At 60.5% G+C, this 25,668-nt stretch carries 19 protein-coding genes; 3 read left to right on the forward strand and 16 right to left on the reverse strand.

The window, feature by feature from the left end; all coding sequences use genetic code 11:
• Positions 1 to 41: 41 nt before the first annotated feature.
• The 12 genes from ACOYXE_RS12700 to leuC form a co-directional block, all read right to left on the reverse strand.
• On the reverse strand, positions 42 to 683 hold the full coding sequence (locus ACOYXE_RS12700) for an SPOR domain-containing protein (RefSeq protein WP_160057152.1): 642 nt from the start codon (positions 681 to 683) through the stop codon (positions 42 to 44).
• The gene (folC, locus tag ACOYXE_RS12705) at positions 667 to 1,974 is read right to left on the reverse strand and encodes a bifunctional tetrahydrofolate synthase/dihydrofolate synthase (RefSeq protein WP_160057151.1); all 1,308 of its coding nucleotides are present in this window, start codon (positions 1,972 to 1,974) and stop codon (positions 667 to 669) included. The genes ACOYXE_RS12700 and folC overlap by 17 nt, the downstream gene beginning before the upstream one ends.
• Positions 1,971 to 2,891, reverse strand: coding sequence for an acetyl-CoA carboxylase, carboxyltransferase subunit beta (gene accD, locus ACOYXE_RS12710; protein WP_007913458.1), 921 nt, complete (start codon positions 2,889 to 2,891; stop codon positions 1,971 to 1,973). Before accD ends, folC begins: the two co-directional genes overlap by 4 nt.
• A 204-nt stretch (positions 2,892 to 3,095) precedes the next feature.
• On the reverse strand, positions 3,096 to 3,722 hold the full coding sequence (locus ACOYXE_RS12715) for a phosphoribosylanthranilate isomerase (protein WP_405121978.1): 627 nt from the start codon (positions 3,720 to 3,722) through the stop codon (positions 3,096 to 3,098).
• A gap of 65 nt (positions 3,723 to 3,787) precedes the next feature.
• Positions 3,788 to 4,612, reverse strand: coding sequence for a tRNA pseudouridine(38-40) synthase TruA (truA, locus tag ACOYXE_RS12720; protein ID WP_174244500.1), 825 nt, complete (start codon positions 4,610 to 4,612; stop codon positions 3,788 to 3,790).
• A gap of 269 nt (positions 4,613 to 4,881) precedes the next feature.
• A complete protein-coding gene (locus tag ACOYXE_RS12725; protein ID WP_460929510.1) occupies positions 4,882 to 7,524 on the reverse strand; it encodes a FimV/HubP family polar landmark protein in 2,643 nt (880 codons plus the stop codon).
• A 205-nt stretch (positions 7,525 to 7,729) separates the two neighbouring features.
• A complete protein-coding gene (locus tag ACOYXE_RS12730; protein ID WP_160057147.1) occupies positions 7,730 to 8,740 on the reverse strand; it encodes an aspartate-semialdehyde dehydrogenase in 1,011 nt (336 codons plus the stop codon).
• A gap of 250 nt (positions 8,741 to 8,990) precedes the next feature.
• Positions 8,991 to 10,103: an aspartate-semialdehyde dehydrogenase gene (gene asd / locus ACOYXE_RS12735; RefSeq protein WP_007913448.1), complete on the reverse strand. Its 1,113-nt coding sequence runs from the start codon at positions 10,101 to 10,103 to the stop codon at positions 8,991 to 8,993.
• Between the two features lie 66 nt (positions 10,104 to 10,169).
• On the reverse strand, positions 10,170 to 11,252 hold the full coding sequence (leuB, locus tag ACOYXE_RS12740; protein ID WP_160057146.1) for a 3-isopropylmalate dehydrogenase: 1,083 nt from the start codon (positions 11,250 to 11,252) through the stop codon (positions 10,170 to 10,172).
• 54 nt (positions 11,253 to 11,306) lie between these two features.
• Positions 11,307 to 12,074 (reverse strand): class I SAM-dependent methyltransferase, encoded by a 768-nt coding sequence (locus tag ACOYXE_RS12745; RefSeq protein WP_160057145.1) that lies wholly within the window; start codon positions 12,072 to 12,074, stop codon positions 11,307 to 11,309.
• 137 nt (positions 12,075 to 12,211) lie between these two features.
• Positions 12,212 to 12,856 carry a 3-isopropylmalate dehydratase small subunit gene (leuD, locus tag ACOYXE_RS12750; protein WP_007913445.1) on the reverse strand — a complete coding sequence of 215 codons (645 nt, stop codon included), beginning with the start codon at positions 12,854 to 12,856 and terminating at the stop codon, positions 12,212 to 12,214.
• A gap of 10 nt (positions 12,857 to 12,866) precedes the next feature.
• Complete coding sequence (gene leuC, locus ACOYXE_RS12755) at positions 12,867 to 14,285, reverse strand: 3-isopropylmalate dehydratase large subunit (RefSeq protein ID WP_016984527.1); 1,419 nt, start codon at positions 14,283 to 14,285, stop codon at positions 12,867 to 12,869.
• A 140-nt stretch (positions 14,286 to 14,425) separates the two neighbouring features.
• Between leuC and ACOYXE_RS12760 the strand changes: the two genes are divergently transcribed.
• The 3 genes from ACOYXE_RS12760 to ACOYXE_RS12770 all read left to right on the forward strand — a co-directional run bounded on the left by ACOYXE_RS12760 (position 14,426) and on the right by ACOYXE_RS12770 (position 20,441).
• Complete coding sequence (locus tag ACOYXE_RS12760) at positions 14,426 to 15,310, forward strand: LysR family transcriptional regulator (protein WP_160057144.1); 885 nt, start codon at positions 14,426 to 14,428, stop codon at positions 15,308 to 15,310.
• 74 nt (positions 15,311 to 15,384) lie between these two features.
• Positions 15,385 to 18,663, forward strand: a complete 3,279-nt coding sequence (locus tag ACOYXE_RS12765) for a sensor domain-containing protein (RefSeq protein WP_160057143.1) — start codon at positions 15,385 to 15,387, stop codon at positions 18,661 to 18,663.
• 86 nt (positions 18,664 to 18,749) lie between these two features.
• A complete protein-coding gene (locus ACOYXE_RS12770) occupies positions 18,750 to 20,441 on the forward strand; it encodes an Hsp70 family protein (protein ID WP_460929515.1) in 1,692 nt (563 codons plus the stop codon).
• Here ACOYXE_RS12770 and ACOYXE_RS12775 read toward each other — a convergent pair.
• The 4 genes from ACOYXE_RS12775 to ACOYXE_RS12790 all read right to left on the reverse strand — a co-directional run bounded on the left by ACOYXE_RS12775 (position 20,438) and on the right by ACOYXE_RS12790 (position 25,548).
• The gene (locus tag ACOYXE_RS12775) at positions 20,438 to 23,140 is read right to left on the reverse strand and encodes a DUF805 domain-containing protein (protein WP_460929517.1); all 2,703 of its coding nucleotides are present in this window, start codon (positions 23,138 to 23,140) and stop codon (positions 20,438 to 20,440) included. The genes ACOYXE_RS12770 and ACOYXE_RS12775 overlap by 4 nt on opposite strands.
• Positions 23,137 to 23,832, reverse strand: coding sequence for a DUF1266 domain-containing protein (locus ACOYXE_RS12780; RefSeq protein ID WP_160057140.1), 696 nt, complete (start codon positions 23,830 to 23,832; stop codon positions 23,137 to 23,139). The genes ACOYXE_RS12775 and ACOYXE_RS12780 overlap by 4 nt, the downstream gene beginning before the upstream one ends.
• Positions 23,833 to 24,020: 188 nt before the next feature.
• Positions 24,021 to 24,467, reverse strand: a complete 447-nt coding sequence (locus ACOYXE_RS12785; protein WP_016985252.1) for an Hsp20 family protein — start codon at positions 24,465 to 24,467, stop codon at positions 24,021 to 24,023.
• 121 nt (positions 24,468 to 24,588) lie between these two features.
• Positions 24,589 to 25,548, reverse strand: a complete 960-nt coding sequence (locus tag ACOYXE_RS12790; RefSeq protein ID WP_160057139.1) for a tRNA dihydrouridine synthase — start codon at positions 25,546 to 25,548, stop codon at positions 24,589 to 24,591.
• Positions 25,549 to 25,668: the final 120 nt, after the last annotated feature.

A 25,668-nucleotide genomic window follows, 5' to 3' on the forward strand; every position in this document is an offset into this window, starting at 1 on the left:
AAGCTGCGATTGTCAGTGCATTTCAATCGGCGCGATAGTTTTTAGCCGCGCTCAGGCTGGAAGCGCACGACAAACCCTTTGAGGTTCTGCTGACGACCCAACAGATCACGTAGACGATCAGCCTCGGCACGCTCGATCAGCGGACCGACAAACACCCGATTCTTGCCATCGGCGGAGCGGATGTAAGCGTTATAGCCCTGACTGCGCAGGGTCTTCTGCAGGCTTTCGGCGCTGGCACGACTCGACAGACTGGCCAGTTGCACCGACCAGCTCACCGACAGACCGTTGGCATCGACGCGGCTTTGCGTCGTGTCAGGCTTACTCGATGCAGAGGTAATCGGCTGGGCAGGCGCAGGAATCGGCTTGGCCACCGCCGGCGGCGCAACAGGCTTGGTAATCATAATGGGAGCCGCCGGCGCAGGCGCAACAGGTGCAGTATCTTCTGCGACTTCTTCATCCGTCGGCACCGGTTCTTGCGGCAAGGCTTGCGGCTCGGGAACAGCCACGGTTTCCATTTGCACTTGCGGCACGACAGGTACTTGTGGTGCGGCGGGCGATTCGACAGTTACCTGACGCTGCTCGTCCTGACGGGAAAACAGCATTGGCAGGAAGATCACCGCCAGCGCGACCAGCACCAAAGCGCCAACCATGCGCTGCTTGTACGCTTTATCCAGCAAAGCCATTTGCCGCTTCCTCCGTGGAGCGCCGGGCCAGCCATTCAAGGGCCTCGGCGACACAATAAAATGATCCGAACAACAGAATCTCGTCGTCACTGGTTGCCACGGCGCACTGCCCTTCCAGCGCGGACGCGACACTGTCGTAAGACGTGACCGCAGCGCCAAGGTTCTGCAATGCAGCGCTTAATTCAGCCACTGGACGTGTGCGCGGTGAATCCAGCGGTGCAACGGCCCAATGCTCGACACTAGCATTCAATTCGCTGACAACACCATCCAGATCCTTGTCGGCCAACAGGCCGAATACCGCCAAGCGCTTGCCGACCGGTGACTGCGAGGCCAGACGACGGGCCAGATACTCGGCAGCATGCGGGTTGTGACCAACATCGAGCAACAGATTCAGGCGCTTGCCGTTCCACTCGAACGCGCGGCGATCCAGTCGCCCGACCACGCGAGTGGCCCGCAACGCAGCGACGATCTGCTGGGCATTCCATGGCAAACCGAGCAGCAAATACGCCTGCAACGCCAGCGCGGCGTTTTCCATCGGCAGATCGAGCAGCGGCAAGTCGCGCAACTCGACAACCTGACCTTGCGCATCAGTGCCGCGCCATTGCCAGTGCTGATCAGTGATACCGAGGTCGAAATCACGCCCACGCAGGAAGAACGGACATGCCAGTTCACGCGCCTTGTCGAGCAGTGGTTGCGGTGGATTGAGGTCTCCACACAGAGCAGGCTTGCCCTGGCGGAAGATCCCGGCCTTTTCGAAGGCCACAGATTCGCGGGTGTCGCCCAGATAATCGGCGTGATCGACGCCAATGCTGGTGACCAGTGCGATATCGGCATCGACCACGTTGACCGTGTCCAGACGCCCGCCCAGCCCGACTTCCAGCACCACCGCATCCAGCCCGGCCTGCTGAAACAGCCAGAACGCCGCGAGGGTGCCCATTTCGAAGTAAGTCAGGGAAGTGTCGCCGCGCCCGGCCTCGACTGCTGAAAAGGCTTCGCACAGTTGCGCGTCAGTGGCTTCGACGCCATTGAGCTGCACCCGCTCGTTGTAACGCAGCAGGTGCGGAGAATTGTAGACACCAACGCTCAGGCCCTGCGCCCGCAGCAATGAAGCCACGAAAGCGCAGGTGGAACCCTTGCCGTTGGTGCCGGTGACCGTGATCACCCGAGGCGCCGGCTGGCCCAGCCCCATACGGGACGCTACCTGTTGTGAACGTTCCAGACCCATGTCGATGGCCGACGGATGCAACTGCTCAAGGTAGGCGAGCCATTCGCCAAGGGTGCGCTCGGTCATAGGCCAGCAGGTACCGGTGGAACCACGATCGGCTCGATTGGCGCGGCGACGAATTTCGGCGTCGGCTTGCCAGTCATTTGTGCCAGCAGGTTACCCAGACGCGGGCGCAGTTCCTGACGGTGGATGATCATGTCGATCGCGCCGTGCTCCAGCAGGAACTCGCTGCGCTGGAAGCCTTCCGGCAGTTTTTCACGCACGGTTTGTTCGATAACGCGCGGACCGGCGAAGCCGATCAGGGCTTTCGGCTCACCGACGATGACGTCGCCGAGCATCGCCAGACTCGCCGAAACACCGCCGTAGACCGGGTCGGTCAGTACGGAGATGAACGGAATGCCTTCTTCACGCAGACGCGCCAGCACAGCCGAAGTCTTGGCCATCTGCATTAGCGAGATCAGCGCTTCCTGCATGCGCGCACCACCAGAGGCGGCGAAGCAGATCATCGGGCAGCGGTTTTCCAGCGCGTAGTTGGCGGCGCGCACGAAGCGCTCACCGACGATGGCACCCATGGAACCGCCCATGAAGGCGAATTCAAAAGCCGAGACCACCACTGGCATGCCCAGCAAGGTGCCGCTGACGGAGATCAGCGCATCTTTTTCGCCGGTCTGCTTCTGTGCGGCGGTCAGACGATCCTTGTACTTCTTGCCGTCGCGGAATTTCAGACGGTCAACCGGTTCCAGATCGGCGCCCAGTTCGTTGCGACCTTCGGCATCGAGGAAGATGTCAATGCGCGCACGTGCGCCGATGCGCATGTGGTGGTTGCATTTAGGGCAAACGTCCAGGGTCTTTTCCAGCTCTGGACGATACAACACCGCCTCGCAAGACGGGCATTTGTGCCACAGACCTTCAGGGACCGAGCTCTTCTTGACCTCGGAACGCATGATCGAAGGGATCAGTTTGTCTACTAACCAGTTGCTCATGCTTTCTTTCTCCAGTACCGGCGGCCCGAACGCTCTGGTTCGCAGCCCCGCGTATGCCCTTCAGCTAAATTCATGTGTGTGGCGATGGTTGGTGGACAGCCACGGTCAGCGCGAAACATGACCTGCGTGCGATCCAGAAACCCTCAGCCGCGCCTGCTTTGTGCAAGTGCATTGATGGACGGCGGCAGACTGCCAGCCGTCACATCAATATGGCGCTTTGCGTACCGCGTTGATGAACGCCCGAACCTTTGCGTGATCCTTGATGCCTTTGCTCGCCTCTACCCCGCCGCTGACATCCACCGCGTAGGGTTTTACCCGAGCCACGGCCTCTGCGACGTTCTCTGGGGTTAAACCACCCGCCAGAATCAATGGCTTGCTCAACCCCTGCGGAATCAAAGACCAGTCGAACGCCTCACCGGTTCCGCCGGGCACGCCTTCAACGTAGGTATCGAGCAGAACACCGCTGGCGCTGGGATAAGCGTCAACGGCAGCCGCTATGTCATCACCGGCCTTGACCCGCAACGCCTTGATATACGGACGATGCCAGCCTTCACAATCTTCAGCGGCTTCATCGCCATGGAACTGCAACAGATCCAGCGGCACGGCATCGAGGATTTCCCCCAACTCGCAGCGACTGGCGTTGACGAACAGGCCAACGGTGGTCACGAACGGCGGCAATGCCTGAATAATCGCCCGCGCCTGCTGCACGGTGACCGCACGCGGACTCTTGGCATAGAACACGAACCCGATCGCATCTGCCCCGGCCTCAACGGCGGCCAGCGCATCTTCTATGCGGGTAATCCCGCAGATCTTGCTGCGAACGGCTGACATATCGAGAAAAACTCCGAGGCAAAATCCGGGAAAGTCCCGGATGGTAACAAAAGCGTTCGAGGGCGTCAGCCGTCAAGTTCGGAGAAACCCGTAAGGAAATGTGGCCCGATAAAACGCTCGGGCAACGGGAATTCGTCGTGGTACTCGACCTGCACCAGATACAGACCGTACGGATGCGCCGTAACGCCACCGGAACGGCGCTCGCGGCTTTCCAGCACTTCCTTCATCCACTCCACCGGGCGCTCACCGGCACCAATGGTCATCAGCACGCCGGCGATATTGCGCACCATGTGATGCAGGAACGCGTTGGCGCGTATATCGAGCACGATCATCTTGCCGTGACGGGTCACGCGCAGGTGATGCATTTTTTTGATCGGCGACTTGGCTTGGCACTGGCCGGCGCGGAACGCACTGAAATCGTGGGTGCCAATCAGGTACTGCGCGGCCTCGGCCATGCGCTCGACGTCCAGCGGACGGTGGTTCCAGGTGATTTCTTCGTTGAGATGCGCCGGGCGAATCTGATCGTTGTAGATCACATAGCGATAACGCCGCGCGATAGCTTTGAACCGCGCGTGAAAATGCGCCGGCATCACCCGCGCCCAACTGACGCTGATGTCATGGGGCAGATTGATATTGGCGCCCATGACCCAGGCTTTCAGTGAACGATCGACCGTCGTATCGAAATGCACCACTTGTCCGCAGGCATGCACGCCCGCGTCGGTGCGACCAGCGCACTGTAGCGAAACCGGCGAATTGGCGACTTTCGACAGGGCTTTTTCGAGTTCTTCCTGCACCGTCGCCACACCCGCCAATTGACGCTGCCAGCCGCTGTAGCGCGAGCCTTTGTACTCAACGCCCAGCGCGACGCGGTAAAAGCCGTCGGGGGCCATTTCGGCGACCGGGTTATCTATGTTTGCCAAGGTGGGACAGCCTGCTGTTTGTGCAAAGGCGGGCATTATAAGGCGGCGGTTCAGGGATACCAGAGTTCTCTATCAGCAGTGCCGCCCTCTTCGCGAGCAGGCTCGCTCCCACAGGGGAATGCATTTCAAAGGTGGGAGCGAGCCTGCTCGCGAAGACGGCAAATCAGACAACCCATAATCCAACCGAAACAAAAACGGCAGCCTCACCGGGCTGCCGTTTTCGTTTACCGCTGGACTTACTACAGGCTCGAGAGCATGTCCTTGGCCTCGCCACGCTGCTTCTCGTCACCCTCGGTCAACACTTCGTTGAGGATGTCGCGCGCACCGTCGCTGTCGCCCATGTCGATGTAGGCCTGAGCCAGATCGAGCTTGGTCGCCGCTTCATCGGTGCCAGCGAGGAAGTCGAAATCATCCTCGCCAAGATCATCACCCTTCATTGCATCGGCTTCAGTGAAGGTCGGCTCTGCAATGCTTTGCGACAGACGATCCAGCTCGGCGTTGACGTCGTCCAGTTCAGCAGCGAACGCATCAGGCTCGGCCGCTGGGTTGCTGTCCATTTCATCGGCCAGCGACAGATCGAAATCGGCCGGCAGCTCCAGATCATCCTGCGGCACATCGGCCACCACCGGCGCCTCGACCGGCGGCAGATCCTTCACGCCTTCGTCCAGATCCAGCAGGAAGTCATCGTCCGCCAGATCAACCGCAGGAGCCGCCGGCTCGGCACCGAGGTCCAGATCGAGGTCGAAGTCCGACAGATCATCCAGGTTCTCTTTGATATCGGTCTGCTGTTGCAGCACCGACTCAAAGCTCAGGTCGTCGTCCGCCGGAAATTCGTCCAGCTCGACCGGTGCTTCAGGCTCAACCACCGGCGCAGGCTCTACCGGCGTGATGTTGTCGAGATCGTCCAGGCTCAGATCAAACGCGCTGTCGAGGTCGTCTTCCACTGGCGCTGGCGCAGGTGCTTCTGGCTCATCCAGCAGCAGATCCTTGACGTATTGCGCGTCCAGTTCGGCAGCCACGGCGGCAGCGGCCAGACCACTGGCAGCAACGACGGCCATGGCCGGGAAGCGGCTTTTCAGCTCTTCGACCTTGGCGAAGTTGTCGCCATTGGCCACCAGTTGACGCTCCTGACCGACGAAGGCATCGCGGTCGCCCTGCTGACCGTAAACTTCCATCAGCTTCAGACGCAGGTCACTGCGCTGCGGCTCCAGGCTGACGCCCTCTTCGAGCAGCGCGGCTGCCTGATTCAGGCGACCGGCGTTGATGTGCGATTGCGCCTTGTCGAGCACGTCGTCCGAACGTTCGGCGGCCGGCGCCACCAGTGGCGCAGCAATCGGTTCGGCCATCACTATCGGGGCGACTACCGGAGCCACTACGGGGGCCGGAGCAGGTGCCGGAGTGTTGAGCTTGACGCTCGCCGCAGGAGTTTCCAGACCTTCGAAGCTGCTTTCCGGCAGATCCTGCTCGGCGGAGAACTCTTGCTCTTCCGACAAGGCACGGGCCATGCGCAGATGTTTCTCGGCTTCCTGCTGAGCTTTGCGGCGACGCGCCAGCAGCAACAGCAGGAGCAGCAGAACGACTGCGCCACCACCGATCAGCCCCAGCAGAATCGGGTTGGTCAGCAGATCGTTGAAGGTTTTCTCTTCATCGACAGGCGGCTTCGGTGCGACCACTGGCTCAACTGGCGCTTCAGCCGGTGGTGCAATCGCGGACTCTGGCGTCGGCGCCGCTTCTGCCGGGGTGGCCGGCGGGGTGGCAGCCAGTTCAGCCGTGATTGCAGGCACCGTCGGTGCAGCAGCGTTTGCGGCTGGCGCAGCGCCCGCCCCTTCGGCCTGCAGTTTCGCCAGCTGATTGTTTTTCAGCTCGATCAGTTTTTGCAGCTTGTCCATCTGGCTTTGCAGATCGGACACGCGGCTTTTCAGTTCCTCATTGTCACGACGGGTCGTGTCGAGGCTTTCCTGAGTGACCGCGAGCTTGTTGCTCAGCGCCTTGGCGTCACCCGCCGGGCCCTTGCCGCGCGCCTTGGCGCTTTCAGCGGAGACCAGACTCAGATTGTCTTGGGCATTCTGTGCACCAGCGGTATTGCCGCGACCACGGTTGGTCGCATCGAGCTGCTGCTGACCAGTGCCCGGTTTGGCCACATAACGACGGCCCTGACGCCAGGCTTCGTTCTGCGCCGCCACTTCGGCAATCGCTTTCGATTGTGGCAACGCAGTGCTTTGCACCGAATCCGGCAGGCGCAGCACTTGACCGGTTTTCAGGCGGTTGATGTTGCCGCCGATGAACGCATCCGGGTTCAGCGCTTGAATGGCCAGCATGGTCTGCTGCACCGAACCGCCGGTACGCGCCTTCGCGGCGATTTCCCACAGGGTATCGCGCGGCGTGGTGGTGTACTGCGTCGGGTGCGTGGCGCCAGTAGTCGGCGCAGCAACGGTCTGCGACGGCGCCGGTTGCGCGGCGGCGTCAGCGGTCTGCGGCGAGAACTTCGACGGATCGAGCAGCACACTGTAGTCGCGCAGCAGACGGCCGTTCGGCCACATCACCTGCACGAGGAATTTCACCATCGGTTCCGACAGCGGCTTGCTCGACGTCACGCGCAGCACGCTTTTGCCGCTGGCGTTGAGCACCGGAGTGAAAGTCAGGTCATTGAGGAAGGCCTGGCGATCGACGCCGGCCTTGGCAAAATCTTCAGGTGAAGCCAGGCTCGGCACCACTTCGGCAGCGGTGAGATCCTTGACGTCGAGCAGCTCGATTTCAGCCACCAGCGGCTGGTTCAGGGTCGACTTCAGGGTCAGCTCCCCGAGCCCGAGGGCATGCGCCATACCGGAGGACAGCGCCGAGGCGGCCGCTATTGCTAACACCAGTTTGCGAACTTGAACCATAGCCTCATCCTTTGTTTGAACGTTCCTCGGCCAGCGAGAAGATGTTGAATACCGCTGCCGTAAGGCATTGCGCGCGACGACAGATGTCGCGCGCGATTATTTCTTTGATGCCCCGGAATGTCCCGGAGGGTGACACGTTATCGATCAATCTGGGCAAGCATAGCGCTCACCTAGAATCAGTCGACAAATTGTTGCCAAGTATCTTTTACAGCAGGTCTTTTATCAACAATTCAGCCACCTGCACAGCGTTAAGGGCCGCGCCTTTGCGTACGTTATCTGACGTCAGCCACAGATTTAGTTCCGCCGGGTCGTCGACACCACTGCGCACGCGACCGACATAGACAACATCCTGCCCTACCGCGTCACCGACTGCAGTCGGGTAATCACCGGCTTCGACCAGCTCGATACCCGGCGCATCTTCGAGTGCAGCGTTGACTTTCGCCAGGTCGACAGCCGACGTTGACTGCAAGGTCACGCTAAAGCTATCGCCAAAAAACACCGGGGCTTGAACGCAAGTTGCGGAAATCTTTAATAAAGGCTTGGCCAGCACCTGACGCAACTCGCGCACCAGACGTTTTTCCAGCAGCGTATGGCCCTGCGCGTCGGGCGTGCCGACCTGAGCCAGCAAGTTGAACGCCATCTGCCGATCAAAGAAAGTCGGCTCCAGCGGGCGCATGTTCAACAGCTCGGCGGTCTGCCGCGCCAGCTCGGAAACGGCTTCGCGACCCTGGGCGGAAACGGCCAGATTGGCGGTGACATTGACGTATTGCAGGTCAATGAGATCGAGCAGCGGCGCCAGTACCACGGCCAGCGAAGTAGCCGACGGGCTTGGGCTGCTGACCTGGAACGGTGCTTTCAAACCAGCGAGCACTTCGGCGTTGGCTTCCGGTACCACTTGCGGCGCTTGATCGGCCGGCAAGGCGCCGGACAGGTCGATCAGCGAGCAGCCGGCAGCGTGGGCACGGGCGGCGTAACTCAGGGTAATGGCCGGGCCGGCGGCGAAGAACACCAGTTTGACCTTGCTGAAATCGAACTCGTCGACTTCGCGAACGCGCACGTTCTTGTTGCGGTACAGCACCGAGCTGCCGGCGGATTCGCTGCTCGCCAGCAGGTGCAGGGTGCCGACCGGGAAGCTGCGCTCTTCGAGAATCTGTACGAGGGTTTCGCCGACAGTACCGGTGGCGCCGATCACGGCAATATCTAGGGTCTGGGTCATGGTGCGAGCCTCTGGCGAAACGGGGGGAGCGGCACTTTACCGGGTGACTGGCGCACAGGCAATTTCTGCCGGGATTTGCGGTGTCTGGACCGGCCTCTTCGCGAGCAGGCTCGCTCCCACATTTGAAATGCATTCCCCCTGTGGGAGCGAGCCTGCTCGCGAAGGGGCCAGACTAGGCAACCGAGAAATCCAAGGCATAAAAAAACCCGCACCTCTCACAAGGCACGGGCTCTTTCATTGCCGCAAACGATCAACGCTCAAGCAAAATCCGCAGCATGCGACGCAGCGGTTCGGCCGCACCCCACAGCAGTTGGTCGCCGACGGTGAAAGCACCGACGAATTGCGAACCCATGTTCAGCTTGCGCAGACGACCCACCGGAACATTCAGGGTGCCGGTGACCTTGGTCGGACTCAGCTCCTGCATGCTGATTTCGCGCTGGTTCGGGACCAGCTTGACCCAAGGGTTGTGCTGGCTGATCAGCCCTTCGATATCGGCGATCGGTACGTCTTTGTTCAGCTTGATGGTCAGCGCCTGGCTGTGGCAGCGCATGGCGCCGATGCGCACGCAGATGCCGTCGACCGGGATCGGGCTCTTGAAGCGACCGAGAATCTTGTTGGTCTCGGCCTGAGCTTTCCACTCTTCGCGGCTCTGGCCGTTCGGCAGTTCCTTGTCGATCCACGGGATCAGGCTGCCGGCCAGCGGCACACCGAAGTTTTCGGTCGGGTACGCTTCGCTGCGCATGGCATCCGCTACGCGACGGTCGATGTCGAGGATCGCGCTGGCAGGATCGGCCAGTTGATCGGCGACAGCGGCGTGGGTTGCGCCCATTTGCTTGATCAGTTCACGCATGTTCTGCGCGCCGGCACCGGAGGCCGCCTGATAGGTCATGGCGCTCATCCACTCGACCAGACCGGCTTCGAACAGACCGCCCAGGCCCATCAGCATCAGGCTGACGGTGCAGTTGCCGCCGATGTAGTTCTTGGTGCCCGCGTCGAGCTGCTGGTCGATGACCTTGCGGTTGACGGGATCGAGAATGATCACCGCGTCATCGTTCATGCGCAGGCTCGAGGCCGCGTCGATCCAGTAACCCTGCCAGCCGGCTTCGCGCAGTTTCGGGAACACTTCGCTGGTGTAGTCGCCGCCCTGGCAGGTCAGAATCACGTCGAGGGTCTTCAGCTCATCAATGCTGTAAGCATCCTTGAGCGGAGCAATGTCCTTGCCCACGGACGGGCCTTGGCCACCGACGTTGGACGTGGTGAAAAACACCGGCTCGATTAGATCGAAATCCTGCTCTTCCAGCATCCGCTGCATGAGCACGGAACCGACCATCCCGCGCCAACCGATCAGACCTACACGTTTCATCGCAACTACACCTTCTTGAAAAGTGGGCCGCTGCTTTGTATTGAATTTCGCAGCGGGCCCGAGAGATTACAGATTCCGCAGCGCGGCGACTACTGCGTCGCCCATTTCCTGCGTACCGACTTTGCTGCAACCGGCCGAATAGATGTCGCCAGTGCGCAGGCCTTGATCCAGCACGACGCTGACGGCTTTCTCGATGGCATCGGCCGCGTCATGCAGATTGAAGCTGTAACGCAGCATCATCGACACCGACAAAATGGTTGCCAGCGGGTTGGCAATGCCTTTACCGGCGATGTCCGGAGCGGAACCGTGGCAAGGCTCGTACATGCCCTTGTTGTTGGAATCCAGCGAGGCCGACGGCAGCATGCCGATGGAACCGGTGAGCATCGACGCTTCGTCGGACAGAATGTCGCCGAACATGTTGTCGGTGACGATCACGTCGAACTGCTTCGGCGCGCGCACCAGTTGCATCGCGGCGTTGTCGACGTACATGTGGCTGAGTTCGACTTCTGGATAGTCTTTCGCTACTTCTTCAACAATTTCACGCCACAGTTGGCTGGACGCCAGCACGTTGGCTTTGTCCACCGAGCAGAGTTTCTTGCCGCGAACCATGGCCATGTCGAAACCGACGCGGGCGATGCGGCGGATTTCGCTTTCGCTGTAAGGCAGCGTGTCGTAGGACTGACGCTCGCCGTTATCCAGAGTGCGGGTGCCGCGCGGCGCGCCGAAGTAGATGCCGCCGGTCAGCTCACGGACGATCAGGATGTCCAGACCAGCGACGATTTCCGGCTTAAGGCTCGAAGCGTCGGCCAGTTGCGGGTACAGGATCGCCGGACGCAGGTTGCCGAACAGGCCCAGTTGCGCACGGATTTTCAGCAGACCACGCTCAGGGCGGATGTCACGCTCGATGGTGTCCCATTTCGGACCACCCACAGCGCCCAGCAGCACAGCATCGGCAGCACGAGCGCGGTCGAGGGTTTCGTCGGCCAGCGGCACGCCGTGCTTGTCGATGGCGGCGCCACCGATCACGTCATGACTCAGCTCGAAACCCAGGCTGTACTTGTCGTTGGCAAGTGTAAGAACCTTGACCGCTTCGGCCATGATTTCCGGACCAATACCGTCACCTGGGAGAATCAGAATCTGCTTGCTCATGCTTTCCTCGTGTCTTCAGTCGGTGCGCCATATTAGACGCGCCCGGAAAAATTCTTATCGCTCGGCCATCAGCACGATGACATCTGTACTGAAAGAGCCGTCGGCATCAATCTCGAAATATTCGCGCACTTCGTGGCCCATCGACTGCTGCAACTGGCGGATCGCGGCGCGCATCACTTCCGGTGTACGCATGCGTTCAACCCAACTGGTGTATTCCAGACGCAGGCGCTGACGGGTGGTGCTGCGCACGTGCAAACCGGCCTCGCTGACCTGACGCAGCCATTCGGCGGCGGAATAATCGCGCACGTGGCTGGTGTCGCGCAGCACTTCGACGCTTTGCAGGTAAGTGTCGAACAATGGGCTGCCCGGTGACAACACGTCAACGAACGCCGCCACACCGCCCGGCTTCAGCACCCGGCGCACTTCACGCAGGGCCACGCCGAGATCGCTCCAGTGATGCGCCGAATAACGGCTGAACACGAAGTCGAACTCGCCATCGGCAAACGGCAGACGCTCGGCGGCGCCGTTGACCGTGGCAATGTTGCTCATCCCCCGATCAACGGCAGCGGCGGCGACCACGTCGAGCATTTGCTGCGACAGGTCGTAGGCGACCACTTCCGCGACCAGCGGTGCGACGTGGAAACTGACGTGACCGGCGCCGCACCCCAAATCCAGTACCCGGGCGTTGCCCTGCCCGGCCAGCTCAGCCTGTAGCAGTGCGAATTCGCTGCCCTGCGCGTGAACAGCGCTGCTCAGGTAGGCGGCGGCCTGCTCACCGAATTGCTTTTGTACGACCTGAGTGTGCTGGGCGGTGCTGGTCATGGTCACATCCTGATATTTGTGTTGTTCGAGCTGCCGTCTTCGCGAGCAAGCTCGCTCCCACACTTGAAATGCATTCCCTGTGGGAGCGAACTTGCTCGCGAAGAGGCCAGCCTGAACTGCATCAATTCAAAACTTGCTTACGCGTCGCGGAACAACCACGGCTGGCTCACACGATGCTTGGCCTCAAACGTCGCAATCGCATCACCGTCCTGCAAGGTCAAACCGATATCGTCCAGACCGTTCAACAAGCAATGCTTGCGGAACGCATCGATTTCAAAGCTATACACCTTGCCATCCGGACGCGTCACAGTCTGCGCTTGCAGATCGACCTGCAATTGATAGCCCGGCTCGGCCTCAACCTGCTTAAACAATTCATCCACTTCAGCATCGCTCAAGATGATTGGCAGCAAGCCGTTCTTGAAGCTGTTGTTGAAGAAAATGTCGGCGTAGCTCGGCGCGATGATGCTGCGGAAACCGTATTCTTCCAGCGCCCACGGCGCGTGTTCACGGCTGGAGCCGCAACCGAAGTTCTCGCGAGCGAGCAAGACGCTGGCGCCTTGGTAACGCTCGGCGTTGAGGACGAAGTCCTTGTTCAGCGGACGCTTGGAGTTGTCCTGATACGGCTGGCCGACATCGAGGTAGCGCCACTCGTCGAACAGGTTCGGGCCGAAACCAGTGCGTTTGATCGACTTCAAGAACTGTTTCGGAATGATCTGATCGGTGTCGACGTTGGCACGATCCAGAGGCGCGACAAGACCAGTGTGCTGAGTAAAAGCTTTCATGCTGCGCTCCTTAAATCAATTCGCGAACGTCGATGAAACGACCGTTCACCGCTGCCGCCGCCGCCATGGCCGGGCTGACAAGGTGGGTACGGCCACCGGCGCCCTGACGGCCTTCGAAGTTACGGTTGGATGTCGAGGCGCAATGCTCGCCGGACTCCAAACGGTCCGGGTTCATCGCCAGGCACATCGAGCAACCCGGCTCACGCCATTCGAAACCGGCTTCGAGGAAAATCTTGTCGAGACCTTCGGCTTCGGCTTGCGCCTTGACCAGACCCGAGCCCGGCACCACGATCGCTTGCTTGATGGTCGAAGCGACTTTGCGACCCTTGGCAATCACCGCCGCAGCGCGCAAGTCTTCGATCCGCGAGTTGGTGCAGGAACCGATGAACACGCGATCCAATTGAATGTCGGTGATCGCCTGATTGGCGGTCAAACCCATGTATTTCAAGGCACGGACGATCGAGTCGCGCTTGACCAGGTCCATTTCTTTGGCCGGGTCCGGCACGTTCTGATCAACGGCCAGAACCATTTCCGGGGAAGTACCCCAGCTGACTTGCGGCTTGATCTGCGCAGCGTCGAGCTCAACCACGGTGTCGAACTTGGCGTCAGCGTCGGAGACCAGGTCTTTCCAGGCTTCGACGGCCATGTCCCATTCCGCGCCTTTCGGGGCGAATGGACGGCCCTTCACATAGTCGACGGTCTTCTGATCCGCTGCCACCAGGCCAACGCGGGCGCCGGCTTCGATGGACATGTTGCAGATGGTCATGCGGCCTTCGACGGACAAGTCGCGGATCGCGCTGCCAGCGAACTCGATAGCGTGGCCATTGCCGCCGGCGGTGCCGATCTTGCCGATCACCGCGAGGACGATGTCCTTGGCGGTCACGCCGAACGGCAGTTGCCCTTCAACGCGCACCAGCATGTTTTTCATTTTCTTCGCGACCAGGCACTGGGTGGCGAGCACGTGCTCGACCTCGGAAGTGCCGATACCGTGAGCCAGAGCGCCGAAGGCGCCGTGGGTCGAGGTGTGCGAGTCGCCGCAGACCACGGTCATCCCCGGCAAGGTTGCGCCCTGCTCCGGGCTGATCACGTGGACGATGCCTTGGCGCACGTCGTTCATCTTGAATTCGACGATGCCGTATTCATCACAGTTGTCATCGAGGGTCTGAACCTGCAAACGCGAGACCTGATCGGCAATGGCTTCAATGCCGCCCTTGCGCTCCGGGGTGGTCGGTACGTTGTGGTCCGGGGTCGCGATGTTGGCATCGATGCGCCAAGGCTTGCGCCCGGCCAGACGCAGGCCTTCGAAGGCTTGCGGCGAGGTCACTTCGTGAATGATGTGACGATCGATATAGATCAGCGCCGAGCCATCGTCGCGCTGCTTGACCAAATGCGAATCCCAGAGCTTGTCGTAGAGCGTTTTGCCGGCCATCAGACGGTTCCTCATCAGCTTGTTTCTATGCCCTGGGCTTATCAATAACCCTTTGGCTTGTGAGGCCGATCCTATGGGGTTAGATTAAATAACTCAAATTCATATTTTTTATGCTTTGGATAACCAACTGGAATACGACGATGGATCTGGCCAACCTCAACGCGTTTATCGCGATTGCCGAGACCGGCAGCTTCTCCGGCGCCGGCGAACGGCTGCACCTGACGCAGCCGGCGATCAGCAAACGCATCGCCGGGCTGGAACAGCAATTGAAGGTGCGCCTGTTCGATCGGCTGGGCCGTGAAGTCGGCCTGACCGAAGCGGGTCGCGCCTTGTTGCCACGGGCTTACCAGATACTCAACGTGCTGGATGACACCCGCCGCGCGCTGACCAACCTCACCGGTGAAGTCAGTGGGCGCCTGACCCTGGCCACCAGTCACCACATCGGCTTGCACCGTTTGCCGCCACTTTTAAGGGAGTTCACCCGCCGTTACCCACGGGTGGCGCTGGATATACAGTTCCTCGATTCGGAAGTGGCCTACGAAGAAATACTCCACGGCCGCGCCGAATTGGCGGTCATTACCCTGGCGCCGGAGCCTCACGCACTGGTCAAAGCCAAGCCAGTGTGGGACGACCCGCTGGATTTCGTGGTCGCGCCCGAGCATTCGCTGATCAATAACGGAGCCGTCAGTCTGGCGGACATTGCCGGTCATCCGGCAGTTTTCCCCGGCGGCAACACCTTTACCCACCATATTGTCCAACGCCTGTTCGAGGCCCAGGGACTGACGCCGAACATCGCCATGAGCACCAATTACCTGGAAACCATCAAGATGATGGTCTCCATCGGTCTGGCCTGGAGCGTTCTGCCACGCACCATGCTCGACGAACAGGTGGCAAGCATCGTATTGCCGGGCATACAGCTCAGTCGCCAGCTAGGCTATATCCTGCACACTGAACGGACGCTATCGAATGCGGCAAGAGCATTTATGGCCTTGCTGGATGCACAAATCGATCTGCCAGGGACTTAAGGCCAACTTGTGCTACTCCTATAGAGCCGCTACCCCTGTGCCTAACGCCACCATCAGCTCAAGGCCTGTCCACAATGCCGAAATCTGTTGACCGAATTCCGCCGATGCCGCGTATTCAGGCGATTGACCCGCGACATTCCGAGCAGAGCTGGGAGAGTGCGCCGCAATTGCTGGCGGCGCTCAACGGCGCGCGGCTCGGCGCCTGGTATTGGGACATCGAGCGCGGGCAGATCAGTTGGTCGCGTGGCACCCAGGCATTGTTCGGCTTCGATCCTCGGCAACCGCTGCCCGAAGATCTGGAATACCTCGATCTGCTGCCGCCGGAAGACCGCGCGAAAACCGTCCGCGCCTTCCACGCGGTGATTGCCGGGGCGCCGCTGGAACAGGCGATGCACCACCGCATCCGCTGGCCCGACGGCAGCCTGCACTGGCTGGAGATCAGCGGCAGCTTGCTGCCGGATAAACACGGCCGCCCCCGAATGATCGGGGTGATTCGTGAAATCACCCACCAGAGACAACGCGAACAGGCCCTGAGCAGTTCGGAGAAACGTTTCGCGACACTTTTCCACCTGTGCCCGAACATGGTCCTGCTGACCCGCCAGGAAGACGGCCTGATCAGCGAAGCCAACCAGTATTTCGAAAGCCTGTTTGGCTGGCCGGTACAAAGCGCCATCGGTCGTACCACGCTAGAGCTGGGCTTGTGGGTGCACCCCGAGCAGCGCGCAGAACTGGTCAAGAAGACCAACACCAAGGGCGAATTGATCAGCATGGAGGTGCAATTTCGCGCCAGCAATGGGCAAATTCACGACGGCATTCTCAGTGCGCAGAAAGTCGAACTTGAAGGTCAGCCGTATCTGCTCAGCACCTTCCTCGACACTACCGAGCGCAAAGCCGCCGAACACGCCTTGAAGGACAGCCAGGAACGCCTCGATCTCGCACTGGACTCGGCGCAGCTCGGCACCTGGGACTGGCATATTCCCAGCGGCATGCTCTACGGCTCGGCGCGGGCCGCGCAACTGCACGGCCTGGAACCGAAACCGTTTCACGAGTCGTTCGATGAGTTTTTCGAGGGCGTGCCCGGCGAAGAGCGCGACAGCATGCGCGACGCCTACCGCAGCCTGCGCGAAGGCCCGGCGGGCAATTATCAGCTGACCTATCGCGTGCAACTGCCCGACGGCAGCTCGCGCTATCTGGAAAGCCGTGCCCGCCTCTACCGTGACGACAACGGCGCGCCACTGCGCATGGCCGGCACGTTGCTCGACATCACCGATCAGGTCGAACGTGAACAGCGGCTGGTGGCCTCGGAAGAGAAATTCGCCACGCTGTTCCAGGTCAGCCCCGACCCGATCTGCGTCACCCGCCAGGACAGTGGCGAGTTCATCGAAATCAATAACAGCTTTACTCAGACCTTTGGCTGGAGCGCCCCCGACGTCATCGGCCACACCGCCGAAGAAATCGGCCTGTGGGACGCCTCGGCAAAAAGCCTGCAACGCATTGAACGGGTCATCCGCGAACAGGGTTTGAGCAATGTCGCGATCATCGTCCAGCACAAGGACGGGCAGTCGCTGACCTGCGTGATTTCCAGTCGGCAGATCAGCGTCGGCGACCAGCCATGCATCGTCACCACCCTGCGCGACATCACCCAGCAGCAGCGCTCGGAAGCGGCGCTCAAAGCCAGCGAGGAAAAGTTCGCCAAGGCGTTCCACTCCAGCCCCGACGCGATCACCATCACCGAGCGCGACACCGGACGTTATCTGGAGGTCAACGACGGTTTCTGCCGTCTCACTGGCTACCGCGCAGAAGAAGTCGTGGGTAAAACGGTTTATCAGGTGGGGATTTGGGCTGAGGAAAAACAGCGCTCGGCATTACTCGCCGAATTGCAGATCAAGGGCCGCGTGCACCATCAGGAAATGCTCGGGCGCAACAAACGCGGGGAGATGCTGACCGTGGAAGTCTCGGTCGAGCCGATCACCCTCAATGAAACTGCTTGCCTGCTGCTGACCGCGCGGGACGTCAGCCTGCTGAAAAACGCCGAAGCGCAAATTCGTCATCTGGCCTATCACGACCCGCTGACCAACCTGCCCAACCGCGCCTTGCTGATGGATCGCCTGAGCCAGCAGATCGCCTTGCTCAAGCGCCACAATTTGCGTGGCGCGCTACTTTTCCTCGATCTCGATCACTTCAAGCACATCAACGATTCCCTAGGCCATCCGGTCGGCGACACCGTGCTGAAGATCATTACCGCGCGGCTCGAAGCCAGCGTGCGCATGGAAGACACGGTCGCGCGCCTCGGCGGCGATGAGTTTGTCGTACTGCTCAGCGGCCTCGAAGGCTCGCGCAATGAAGTCAGCGCGCAAGTGCGCAATCTGGCCGACACCCTGCGCGAACTGCTCTCGGAACCGATGTTCCTCGACGGCCAGCGCCTGCAAGTGACCCCAAGTATCGGCGTGGCGCTGATCCCCGATCACGGCTCGACGCCGACCGACCTGCTCAAACGCGCCGATATTGCCCTGTACCGGGCCAAGGATTCCGGGCGTAACACCACGCAGATGTATCACAACACCATGCAGAAAGCCGCCAGCGAGCGGCTGCGCATGGAGACCGACTTGCGCCTGGCGCTGTCGCGCGGGGAATTCAATGTGCACTTTCAACCGCAGGTCGATGCCCGCGACAACCGCATCATCGGCGCCGAAGCCCTGGTGCGCTGGAATCACCCGGAACTGGGCGCGCAGTCGCCTACCGAGTTCATCAAGGTGCTGGAAGACAGCGGCCTGATTCTCGAAGTCGGCACCTGGATCCTCGACGAGGCCTGCAATGCCTTCAAACAACTGATCGCGCTGAAACTGGTCGACCCGCTGAACTTCAGCCTGTGCGTCAACATCAGTCCGCGCCAGTTCCGCCAGAACGACTTTGTCGAGCGCGTCGAACACAGCATGAGCAGCCATGGCCTGCCCTGCTCGCTGCTGAAACTGGAAATCACCGAAGGCATCGTCATCCAGAACCTGGAAGACACCATCAGCAAAATGCGCCGGTTGAAAAAGCTCGGCGTGAGTTTCGCCATGGACGACTTCGGCACCGGTTATTCGTCACTGACCTACCTCAAGCGCCTGCCGCTAGACACGCTGAAAATCGATCAGTCGTTTATCCGCGATGCAACGACCGACCCGAACGATGCCGAGATCATCCGCGCGATTGTTGCCATGGCGCGCAGCCTGGAGCTGGAAGTTATTGCCGAGGGCGTGGAAACCCCCGAACAACTGGCGTTCCTGCAAGGTCTGGGCTGCCATTTGTATCAGGGTTATCTGCACAGTCGACCGGTTGCGCTGGAGGATCTGAAAAAACTCCTGCCATAACCGGTGCACGTTGCAACAGACGCGTAATTGCCACGGTTTGCGGCAACCTGTAGGGTCGCGTTTTTTGCGCCGTTTCGAGATCTGTCATGCAGGATGCAACCCTCCCCCGCCCGGCTCTGCTGGGCATCGACCTTGGCACCACCAACAGTCTGATCGCCGTCTGGCAGGACGGTCAGGCCCGCCTGATTCCCAACGCCCTGGGTGATGTGCTGACGCCCTCGGTGATCAGCCTCGATGAAGACGACACGATTCTGGTCGGCAAAGCCGCCCGCGCCCGCCTGACCACGCACCCGGAACGAACCGCTGCAGCATTCAAGCGTTTTATGGGCAGCGACAAACAAGTTCAGCTCGGCACACGTCGGTTCAGCCCGGAAGAGTTGTCAGCGCTGGTACTCGGCTCACTCAAGCAAGACGCCGAAGCCTTTCTCGGCCACGCCGTTTCGGAAGCGGTGATTTCCGTGCCGGCGTATTTCAGTGATGAGCAACGCAAACGCACGCTGTTTGCCGCCGAACTGGCCGGGCTCTCGGTGACGCGTCTGATCAACGAACCGACGGCCGCCGCCATGGCTTACGGGCTGCATGAGCAGAAGTTCGAACGCACGCTGATCTTCGATCTCGGCGGCGGCACCTTCGACGTTACGGTGCTGGAATACGCTTTGCCACTGATCGAAGTGCACGCCTCCACCGGCGACAACTTTTTGGGCGGCGAAGACTTCACGGCGGCGCTGTTGCAGGCCTGCCTGAAACACTGGCAACTGACCCCGGCAATGGTCGATGCGCAAAGCATGGCCAGCCTCGGTGATGCCCTTGAGCAGCTCAAATGCAAACTCGGCGAAGGCACTCAACACCTGAGCTGGCGCCACGCCGACAAGACCTTCGAATGGTCACTGGACGAAGCCGCTGCGGTAAAAATCTGGGAACCGTTGCTGGCGCGTTTGCGCGCGCCGATCGAACAGGCCCTGCGCGACGCCCGACTCAAGCCCCGCGACCTCGACAGCCTGGTGCTGGTCGGCGGCGCCACGCGCATGCCGGCGGTGCAGCAAATGGTCGCCACGCTGTTCGGGCGTTTGCCTTACCGGCATCTTGATCCGGATACCATCGTTGCGCTCGGGGCGGCGACGCAAGCGGCGTGCAAGGCGCGTGACGGGGCGGTTGAAGAGTTGATTCTGACGGATGTCTGCCCGTATACGCTGGGCATCGAGACCATCCGCGGCAAAGACATCGATGGCGCGTTTTCGCCGATCATCGAACGTAACACCATCATTCCGACCTCACGGGTGGAGCGCTATTACACCACCCGCCCTCAGCAGGCAGTGCTGCGCATCGCGGTCTATCAGGGTGAGCGGCCGTGGGTATGCGACAACATTCTCATTGATGCTTTCGATGTCACCTTGACGCCCACCGCGCACATTCAGGCGCTGGATGTGCGCTTCAGTTATGACATCAACGGTTTGCTCGAGGTGGACGTCACCCTGCTCGAAACCGGCGAGCGTCACAGTCATAGCATCGACCGCAGCCCCACGGGCCTGGATGAGCAAGCGCGCCGCGACAGCCATAACCGGCTGTCGACGCTGAAGGTCCATCCACGCGATGCGCTGCCCAACCGCACATTGCTGGCTCGTCTGGAACGGGCATGGATGCAGAGCCTCGGCGCGCAACGCGAGCACATTGCCGAATGGCTGCACAACTTCACCACGGTGCTCGGCGGCCAGCAATCAGCGGAGATTGCCAGCCATCGCTCGGAGCTGAACAAGGCGCTGGATCAACTGCGCCTCTAGCCGTTGAGCCGCCGTAAAGCAGCCTGTAGGCCGCTGGACAGCATCTCGCTATCGCCGCTGTCCGGCGGCACACCATAACGGTTGGGCAGCTTGTCACCGGGAAAGCCGAACAGCACCAATGGCAGGAATGGCAAAACCGGCGTCAGCGCCAGGAAGATCAGCAACGTCGGGATGCCCCGGCCCATGTCGTGCAAGCGACGCAGAATGGCGCCGAACAACAACAGCACGGCCAATAGCAAGATAAGAATGCCAGCGCCCGTGGTGCCACTGATCAGCCCTGCCACCGGCGCAATCACCAGACACCCCAAGACCTGAGCGATAAAAGCCTTGCGCCCCAACCGCGATCCCAGGCGCCAGATCGCTGTCGCCGCTACCGGCTGAACATCGCTTTTCGCCAGCAGTAATCGTTCCGACCAGGACAATATCGCGCACAGGGCCAGGCGCAGGCCGATGCTGTTCTGCACATCGTCCTTGCCCTGTTGCAGTTGGCGCAAGACGCGCGTTTTCGGCACCCCGGCAGCGCCATAGCGAAGCAAGCCCTTGAGCGCATCCAGCGCTTCATACGCCAGCAGTTTGTCGACACCAAAATCGTTCAGCACTTTGCGCGGCGGCCACACCGGTTCGCCTTTGATCAAACCGTCGCGGAAGCCTTCGAACCATTCGTCCTCACAACTGATTGCCGCAATCGATTGCAACAATGCGCGATGCTGCTCGGCACTCAGGCTCGGGTCGTGATAGAGCACGCCCCAGAACATCATCAACCCCAGCAAATCATCGCCGCAGGCAGCACGATCGCTTTCGAGGCAGGTGTAAAGCAGGGTATTGGCCGGCAACCGGGCACTGTCGAGTGCCTGCTGTACGCTGAACAATTGCTGCACCAACAAACCGTGCACCGGGTCATTGCCTTGCAGCCATCCGAGCAAACCGTGGAAATTGCCTTGCTCGCGCAGCAAGCGCCGCAACAAAGGTTGCAGGCGACTCAACGGATGGGCCGGATTGAAAGGCAGGCGCTCCACGCACTGCATATCAATCATTTGCAACCAGCGTTCGGGCTGGTCCAGCAATGCCAGCAAGAACAAGGTCTGCGCGTGCCACTCCCAGGTGGCCTCACCCAGCCCGACCGGTGGCAACTGAATCCCGCGCCGGCTCAACTGCAGAATCAAATCGAGTTCGGACAAGTCGCAATCATCTTTGACCGCGGCCAGCGTGAACGCGTCTGCCAGTCGTTCCAGCGCAGCGTCGCTGTAAGGCCGCAAGCGACGCAACCACAAACGACAGACCTTGTGCGGCTCGCCTTGTGTCAGCACCTGCGGCAATGGCCGCGAACCTGAATCCACGTCGCTGAACGCGCTCATGGCCAGCGCAATCGGCGCCCTGCCCAACCAACGCAAGTGTTGGGCGGACTGATATTTGAATCCGCTCATCACCAGGCTTTCGAGGGCATCGATCGGCAGCGGTGCATCCACAATCTGCTGCAACAACGCCGAATCACCCCGATGCAGCGCCCAGGCGTAGCGGTACAGATGCAGCAATCGGCTGTCGGCATTTTCGCCCAGCAATTGCGCGAGCAATGGCAGCTCATCACCGCTCATGCGCCAATCGACAAAACTTTGCGCAAGGCTCTCAAGCTTCAACCGCCCGACACCCAGCCAGCGGTTCAGCGTCTCGGGATGTTGAGACGGACAGCCATACACTTGGGCGTCATCCCCAAGATCCTCTGGCCAGTCAGAAATAGCCTGCAGGCGATCGAATGCCTGAATCAGCAGCGGCAGAAAAGTCGGCTGGCGCTTGGCGCACAACTCCAGCAGACGACTTTCAGCCATCGGATGGCGGTGCTCGTTCCACAGCCGGATCCAGCACGGTAATGCCTGATCGTCGCGCCCCTGCAGACTGTTCTGACATGCCAACAGGTAAAGCCAGTCGACATCATCCGGTGCAGCAAGCTGCTGTTCGACACAGCACTGCAAAAATGTCGGCCCGCCAATACCTGCCTGAGTGAACTGCACCAACAGACGCTTGAGGAACGCGGCATCATTCGGCAATGGCAGACAGGTGTGCCGACTGGCGAAGTCGGCGAACTCCTGCAGTGGACGCTGATTGAAGATGAAGTCGAGACTACGGGCGTACCACAGCGCTTCAGTCTGGGCGGCCTCTGACCATGTGCACATCAGATCCGTATCGAACGGGTCCGGCGTTTCGATTCGCTGGAGAAAGAAGCCCACCTGATGCGCGTCGTCGAAGCCCAGATCCAGCAGCTGTTGATCCCAGGCCATACGCTTGGCCAACAGATTCGCGCAGCGGTACGACAACGGACCGGCGTCGGCCATCCGGTGGTACAGCGGCCAGCTGAGTTCATCGAGCACGTCCAGCGACAGCTCATCCAGCCCTCGGACAAAGGCCTGCCACGCGGCGAAATTGAACCGGCGCGCGGGATCATCCAGCAGCTCGCAAAAATCCCCGAGCACTGGAGGGACCTCAACCACAGTCTGTTCTGAGGCTTGGGACTCGTACTCGTCCTCGGGCTCTTCTTCCTCGTCTTCACGCGCCAGACGCAGGGCGTTTTCGTAGGCCATGCGCAGCGTCTGGAAGCCTTGCGGGTCAGTCTCCGGGTGATGTGCCGGCAAGCGTGCGCGGTAGGCGTTGCGAATCAGGGTTTCGTCGTTAGTAGGCTCGATGCCCAAGCGGATCCAGCAACTCATGACCAGTCGAACTCCTTGAGCGATGCCGGGCGTGGCGGCAAATAGATTTCCATATGCCACGGCAAATCAGCAAGGAACCGAGGGATGTTTTCGGCAAGGCCGCGGGCAATCCGCAGGTTAAGGGCGTTGGCGCCTTGTCGATCGAGTTCGCGCGCCAGCTCATCGTCGCTGGCGCTCAGGCAGGACCAAAACGTCCGACCCACCACAAAGCCGTCGAAGTAAGCCATCCAGCTACCGTAGTGAAATTGCGCTCTGAGGGCCAAACGACTGTGCAGCCAGTTGCTTTCGTCCAGGTCGACCCACTGATTGCGCACCGCGCAACGCAAAAGAAAACCCATGCGGCCATAGTCCCAGGACAAAATCCCGCCCGGCCCGCAACTGCCGAAGGTGCGACTGGCAAACTCATGCAGGATGCGTTCGCGGGGACTCAGGTCGTCGAGCAAGGCCTGCCATTCACTCGGCAGACAGCGCTGCCACACCATATAGGCTGCACTGAGGTGTTTGGCATGGCCGTCGTCGGTCATCCGTTCGAGCATGTCGAACAGCTGCCCACGGTCATCGATCCCCCAACTGTCTTTCAGGTCGATGTAGCGATCGTCGCAGAACGCCGGGTCGTCGTAGCTGGCGCCGGTATTGATCGCCGCCATTGGCGCAGACAGGGCGCACAGCCAGCGCTGTTGAATCTCGTCCATGAAAAAAGGCTCCAGGCCGACCGGTGCGGAATGGGGGTCGGCAAAACTGCCGCGGATTGTAGAGAAACCGCCGCCTGCGGCAAAGCCGAACAACGGTTTTCTTGCGCGCACAAAAAAGGCCCCGACGTATCGGGGCCTTCATTCAGCGGCTCATCGCCTGTTCAGACGATTGTGTTGCGGCACATGAATCAGTGCTGCAGCGCCGGCTTCTGCACCCCATTGATCGGGATGCGTTTGGCTTTCGCTTCTTCCGGGATCACGCGCAGCAGGTCGATGCTCAGCAGGCCGTTACTCAGATCGGCAGCCTTGATCTCGATGTGATCGGCCAGACGGAAGGACAGCTTGAAAGCACGCTGGGCGATGCCTTGGTGCAGGAAGGTCACGCCTTCGTTGGCATCACGCTTGCCACCACTGATGGTCAGCACACCTTTCTCGACTTGCAGTTCCAGGTCTTCTTCCTGGAAGCCGGCGGCCGCTACGACGATGCGGTATTGGTCGTCACCGTGTTTTTCCACGTTGTAAGGTGGATAGCTGCTGCCTGGCTCGTTGCGCAGGGCGGTTTCGAACAGGTCGTTGAAACGGTCGAAACCCACCGAGGAACGGAACAGTGGCGCGAGGGAAAATGCAGTACTCATGGTTCAAATCTCCTGAAAACAATCAGCAAGGTTTTTTGACTCCGCGACCCGAATTCGGCATCGCGTAACCCTTAGATAGGGACCGCTGATTTGATTTCAAGAGATTATTTGCAGATTTTTTTCAGGCCGCTTCGGCGACCGGCAGACCGAGCAAACGCGAGACGTGATCCGGCTCGGTCTCACGGCGCAGGACGGTGAACAGCTCGGTGGCCTCGGGATAATTACGCGTCAGCATGGCCAGCCATTGCTTCAAACGGCCCGGCGATTGGCGTGCGGTCATCTGCGCTTTGGCTTGCAGCCAGAAGTCCTGGATCAGCGGCATCAGCTCGGCCCAGCTCATCTCGACGACTTCTTCACCGGCGCGGGCGGCAGCAATCTGTTTGGCCAGATCCGGGCGCGACACCAGACCGCGACCGAGCATGATGTCTTCGACGCCGCTGATTTCGCGGCAGCGGCGCCAGTCTTCGACGCTCCAGATATCGCCATTGGCGAACACCGGGACTTTGACCACGTCCTGCACGCGCGGAATCCACTCCCAATGCGCCGGTGGTTTGTAGCCGTCCATTTTGGTTCGGGCGTGGACCACGATGTGTTCGGCGCCGCCTTCGGCCAGCGCTGTGGCGCAGACCAGCGAACCGTCGGGGCTATCGAAGCCAAGACGCATCTTCGCGGTCACGGGAATGTGCGCGGGTACGGCGCGGCGCACGTGCTCGACGATCTGGTTGAGCAGTTCCGGCTCTTTGAGCAGAACCGCACCACCACGAGATTTGTTGACGGTCTTGGCCGGGCAGCCGAAGTTCAAGTCAATGACTTCGGAGCCGAGTTCGCAGGCCAGTGCAGCGTTTTCCGCCAGGCACACCGGGTCGGAACCGAGCAATTGCACGCGCAATGGCACACCGGAGGCGGTGCGGGCACCGTTGAGCAACTCTGGGCCGAACTTGTGGAAATAGGCCGGCGTGAGCAACTGATCGTTGACCCGGATGAATTCGGTCACGCACCAGTCGATGCCGCCAACACGGGTCAGCACGTCGCGGAGAATGTCGTCGACCAACCCCTCCATGGGCGCCAGAGCAATTTGCATGGGAAAACACTACTTGAAGAAAAACGTGCGGCAGTTTACTGGATATCGCGCAAATCCGCAGAACAACACATTTCCCTTGTAGGAGTGAGCCTGCTCGCGATAGCGGTGTGTCAGTCAAAA

The sequence above is a fragment of the Pseudomonas sp. MC6 genome, from assembly GCF_054790575.1.

What these genes read in the sequence shown, in the direction of transcription:
- ACOYXE_RS12700 (WP_160057152.1), bottom strand. Translation starts at nt 683, where the DNA reads ATGGCTTTGCTGGATAAAGCGTACAAGCAGCGCATGGTTGGCGCTTTG.
- folC (WP_160057151.1), bottom strand. Translation starts at nt 1,974, where the DNA reads ATGACCGAGCGCACCCTTGGCGAATGGCTCGCCTACCTTGAGCAGTTG.
- accD (WP_007913458.1), bottom strand. Translation starts at nt 2,891, where the DNA reads ATGAGCAACTGGTTAGTAGACAAACTGATCCCTTCGATCATGCGTTCC.
- ACOYXE_RS12715 (WP_405121978.1), bottom strand. Translation starts at nt 3,722, where the DNA reads ATGTCAGCCGTTCGCAGCAAGATCTGCGGGATTACCCGCATAGAAGAT.
- truA (WP_174244500.1), bottom strand. Translation starts at nt 4,612, where the DNA reads ATGGCCCCCGACGGCTTTTACCGCGTCGCGCTGGGCGTTGAGTACAAA.
- ACOYXE_RS12725 (WP_460929510.1), bottom strand. Translation starts at nt 7,524, where the DNA reads ATGGTTCAAGTTCGCAAACTGGTGTTAGCAATAGCGGCCGCCTCGGCG.
- ACOYXE_RS12730 (WP_160057147.1), bottom strand. Translation starts at nt 8,740, where the DNA reads ATGACCCAGACCCTAGATATTGCCGTGATCGGCGCCACCGGTACTGTC.
- asd (WP_007913448.1), bottom strand. Translation starts at nt 10,103, where the DNA reads ATGAAACGTGTAGGTCTGATCGGTTGGCGCGGGATGGTCGGTTCCGTG.
- leuB (WP_160057146.1), bottom strand. Translation starts at nt 11,252, where the DNA reads ATGAGCAAGCAGATTCTGATTCTCCCAGGTGACGGTATTGGTCCGGAA.
- ACOYXE_RS12745 (WP_160057145.1), bottom strand. Translation starts at nt 12,074, where the DNA reads ATGACCAGCACCGCCCAGCACACTCAGGTCGTACAAAAGCAATTCGGT.
- leuD (WP_007913445.1), bottom strand. Translation starts at nt 12,856, where the DNA reads ATGAAAGCTTTTACTCAGCACACTGGTCTTGTCGCGCCTCTGGATCGT.
- leuC (WP_016984527.1), bottom strand. Translation starts at nt 14,285, where the DNA reads ATGGCCGGCAAAACGCTCTACGACAAGCTCTGGGATTCGCATTTGGTC.
- ACOYXE_RS12760 (WP_160057144.1), top strand. Translation starts at nt 14,426, where the DNA reads ATGGATCTGGCCAACCTCAACGCGTTTATCGCGATTGCCGAGACCGGC.
- ACOYXE_RS12765 (WP_160057143.1), top strand. Translation starts at nt 15,385, where the DNA reads ATGCCGAAATCTGTTGACCGAATTCCGCCGATGCCGCGTATTCAGGCG.
- ACOYXE_RS12770 (WP_460929515.1), top strand. Translation starts at nt 18,750, where the DNA reads ATGCAGGATGCAACCCTCCCCCGCCCGGCTCTGCTGGGCATCGACCTT.
- ACOYXE_RS12775 (WP_460929517.1), bottom strand. Translation starts at nt 23,140, where the DNA reads ATGAGTTGCTGGATCCGCTTGGGCATCGAGCCTACTAACGACGAAACC.
- ACOYXE_RS12780 (WP_160057140.1), bottom strand. Translation starts at nt 23,832, where the DNA reads ATGGACGAGATTCAACAGCGCTGGCTGTGCGCCCTGTCTGCGCCAATG.
- ACOYXE_RS12785 (WP_016985252.1), bottom strand. Translation starts at nt 24,467, where the DNA reads ATGAGTACTGCATTTTCCCTCGCGCCACTGTTCCGTTCCTCGGTGGGT.
- ACOYXE_RS12790 (WP_160057139.1), bottom strand. Translation starts at nt 25,548, where the DNA reads ATGCAAATTGCTCTGGCGCCCATGGAGGGGTTGGTCGACGACATTCTC.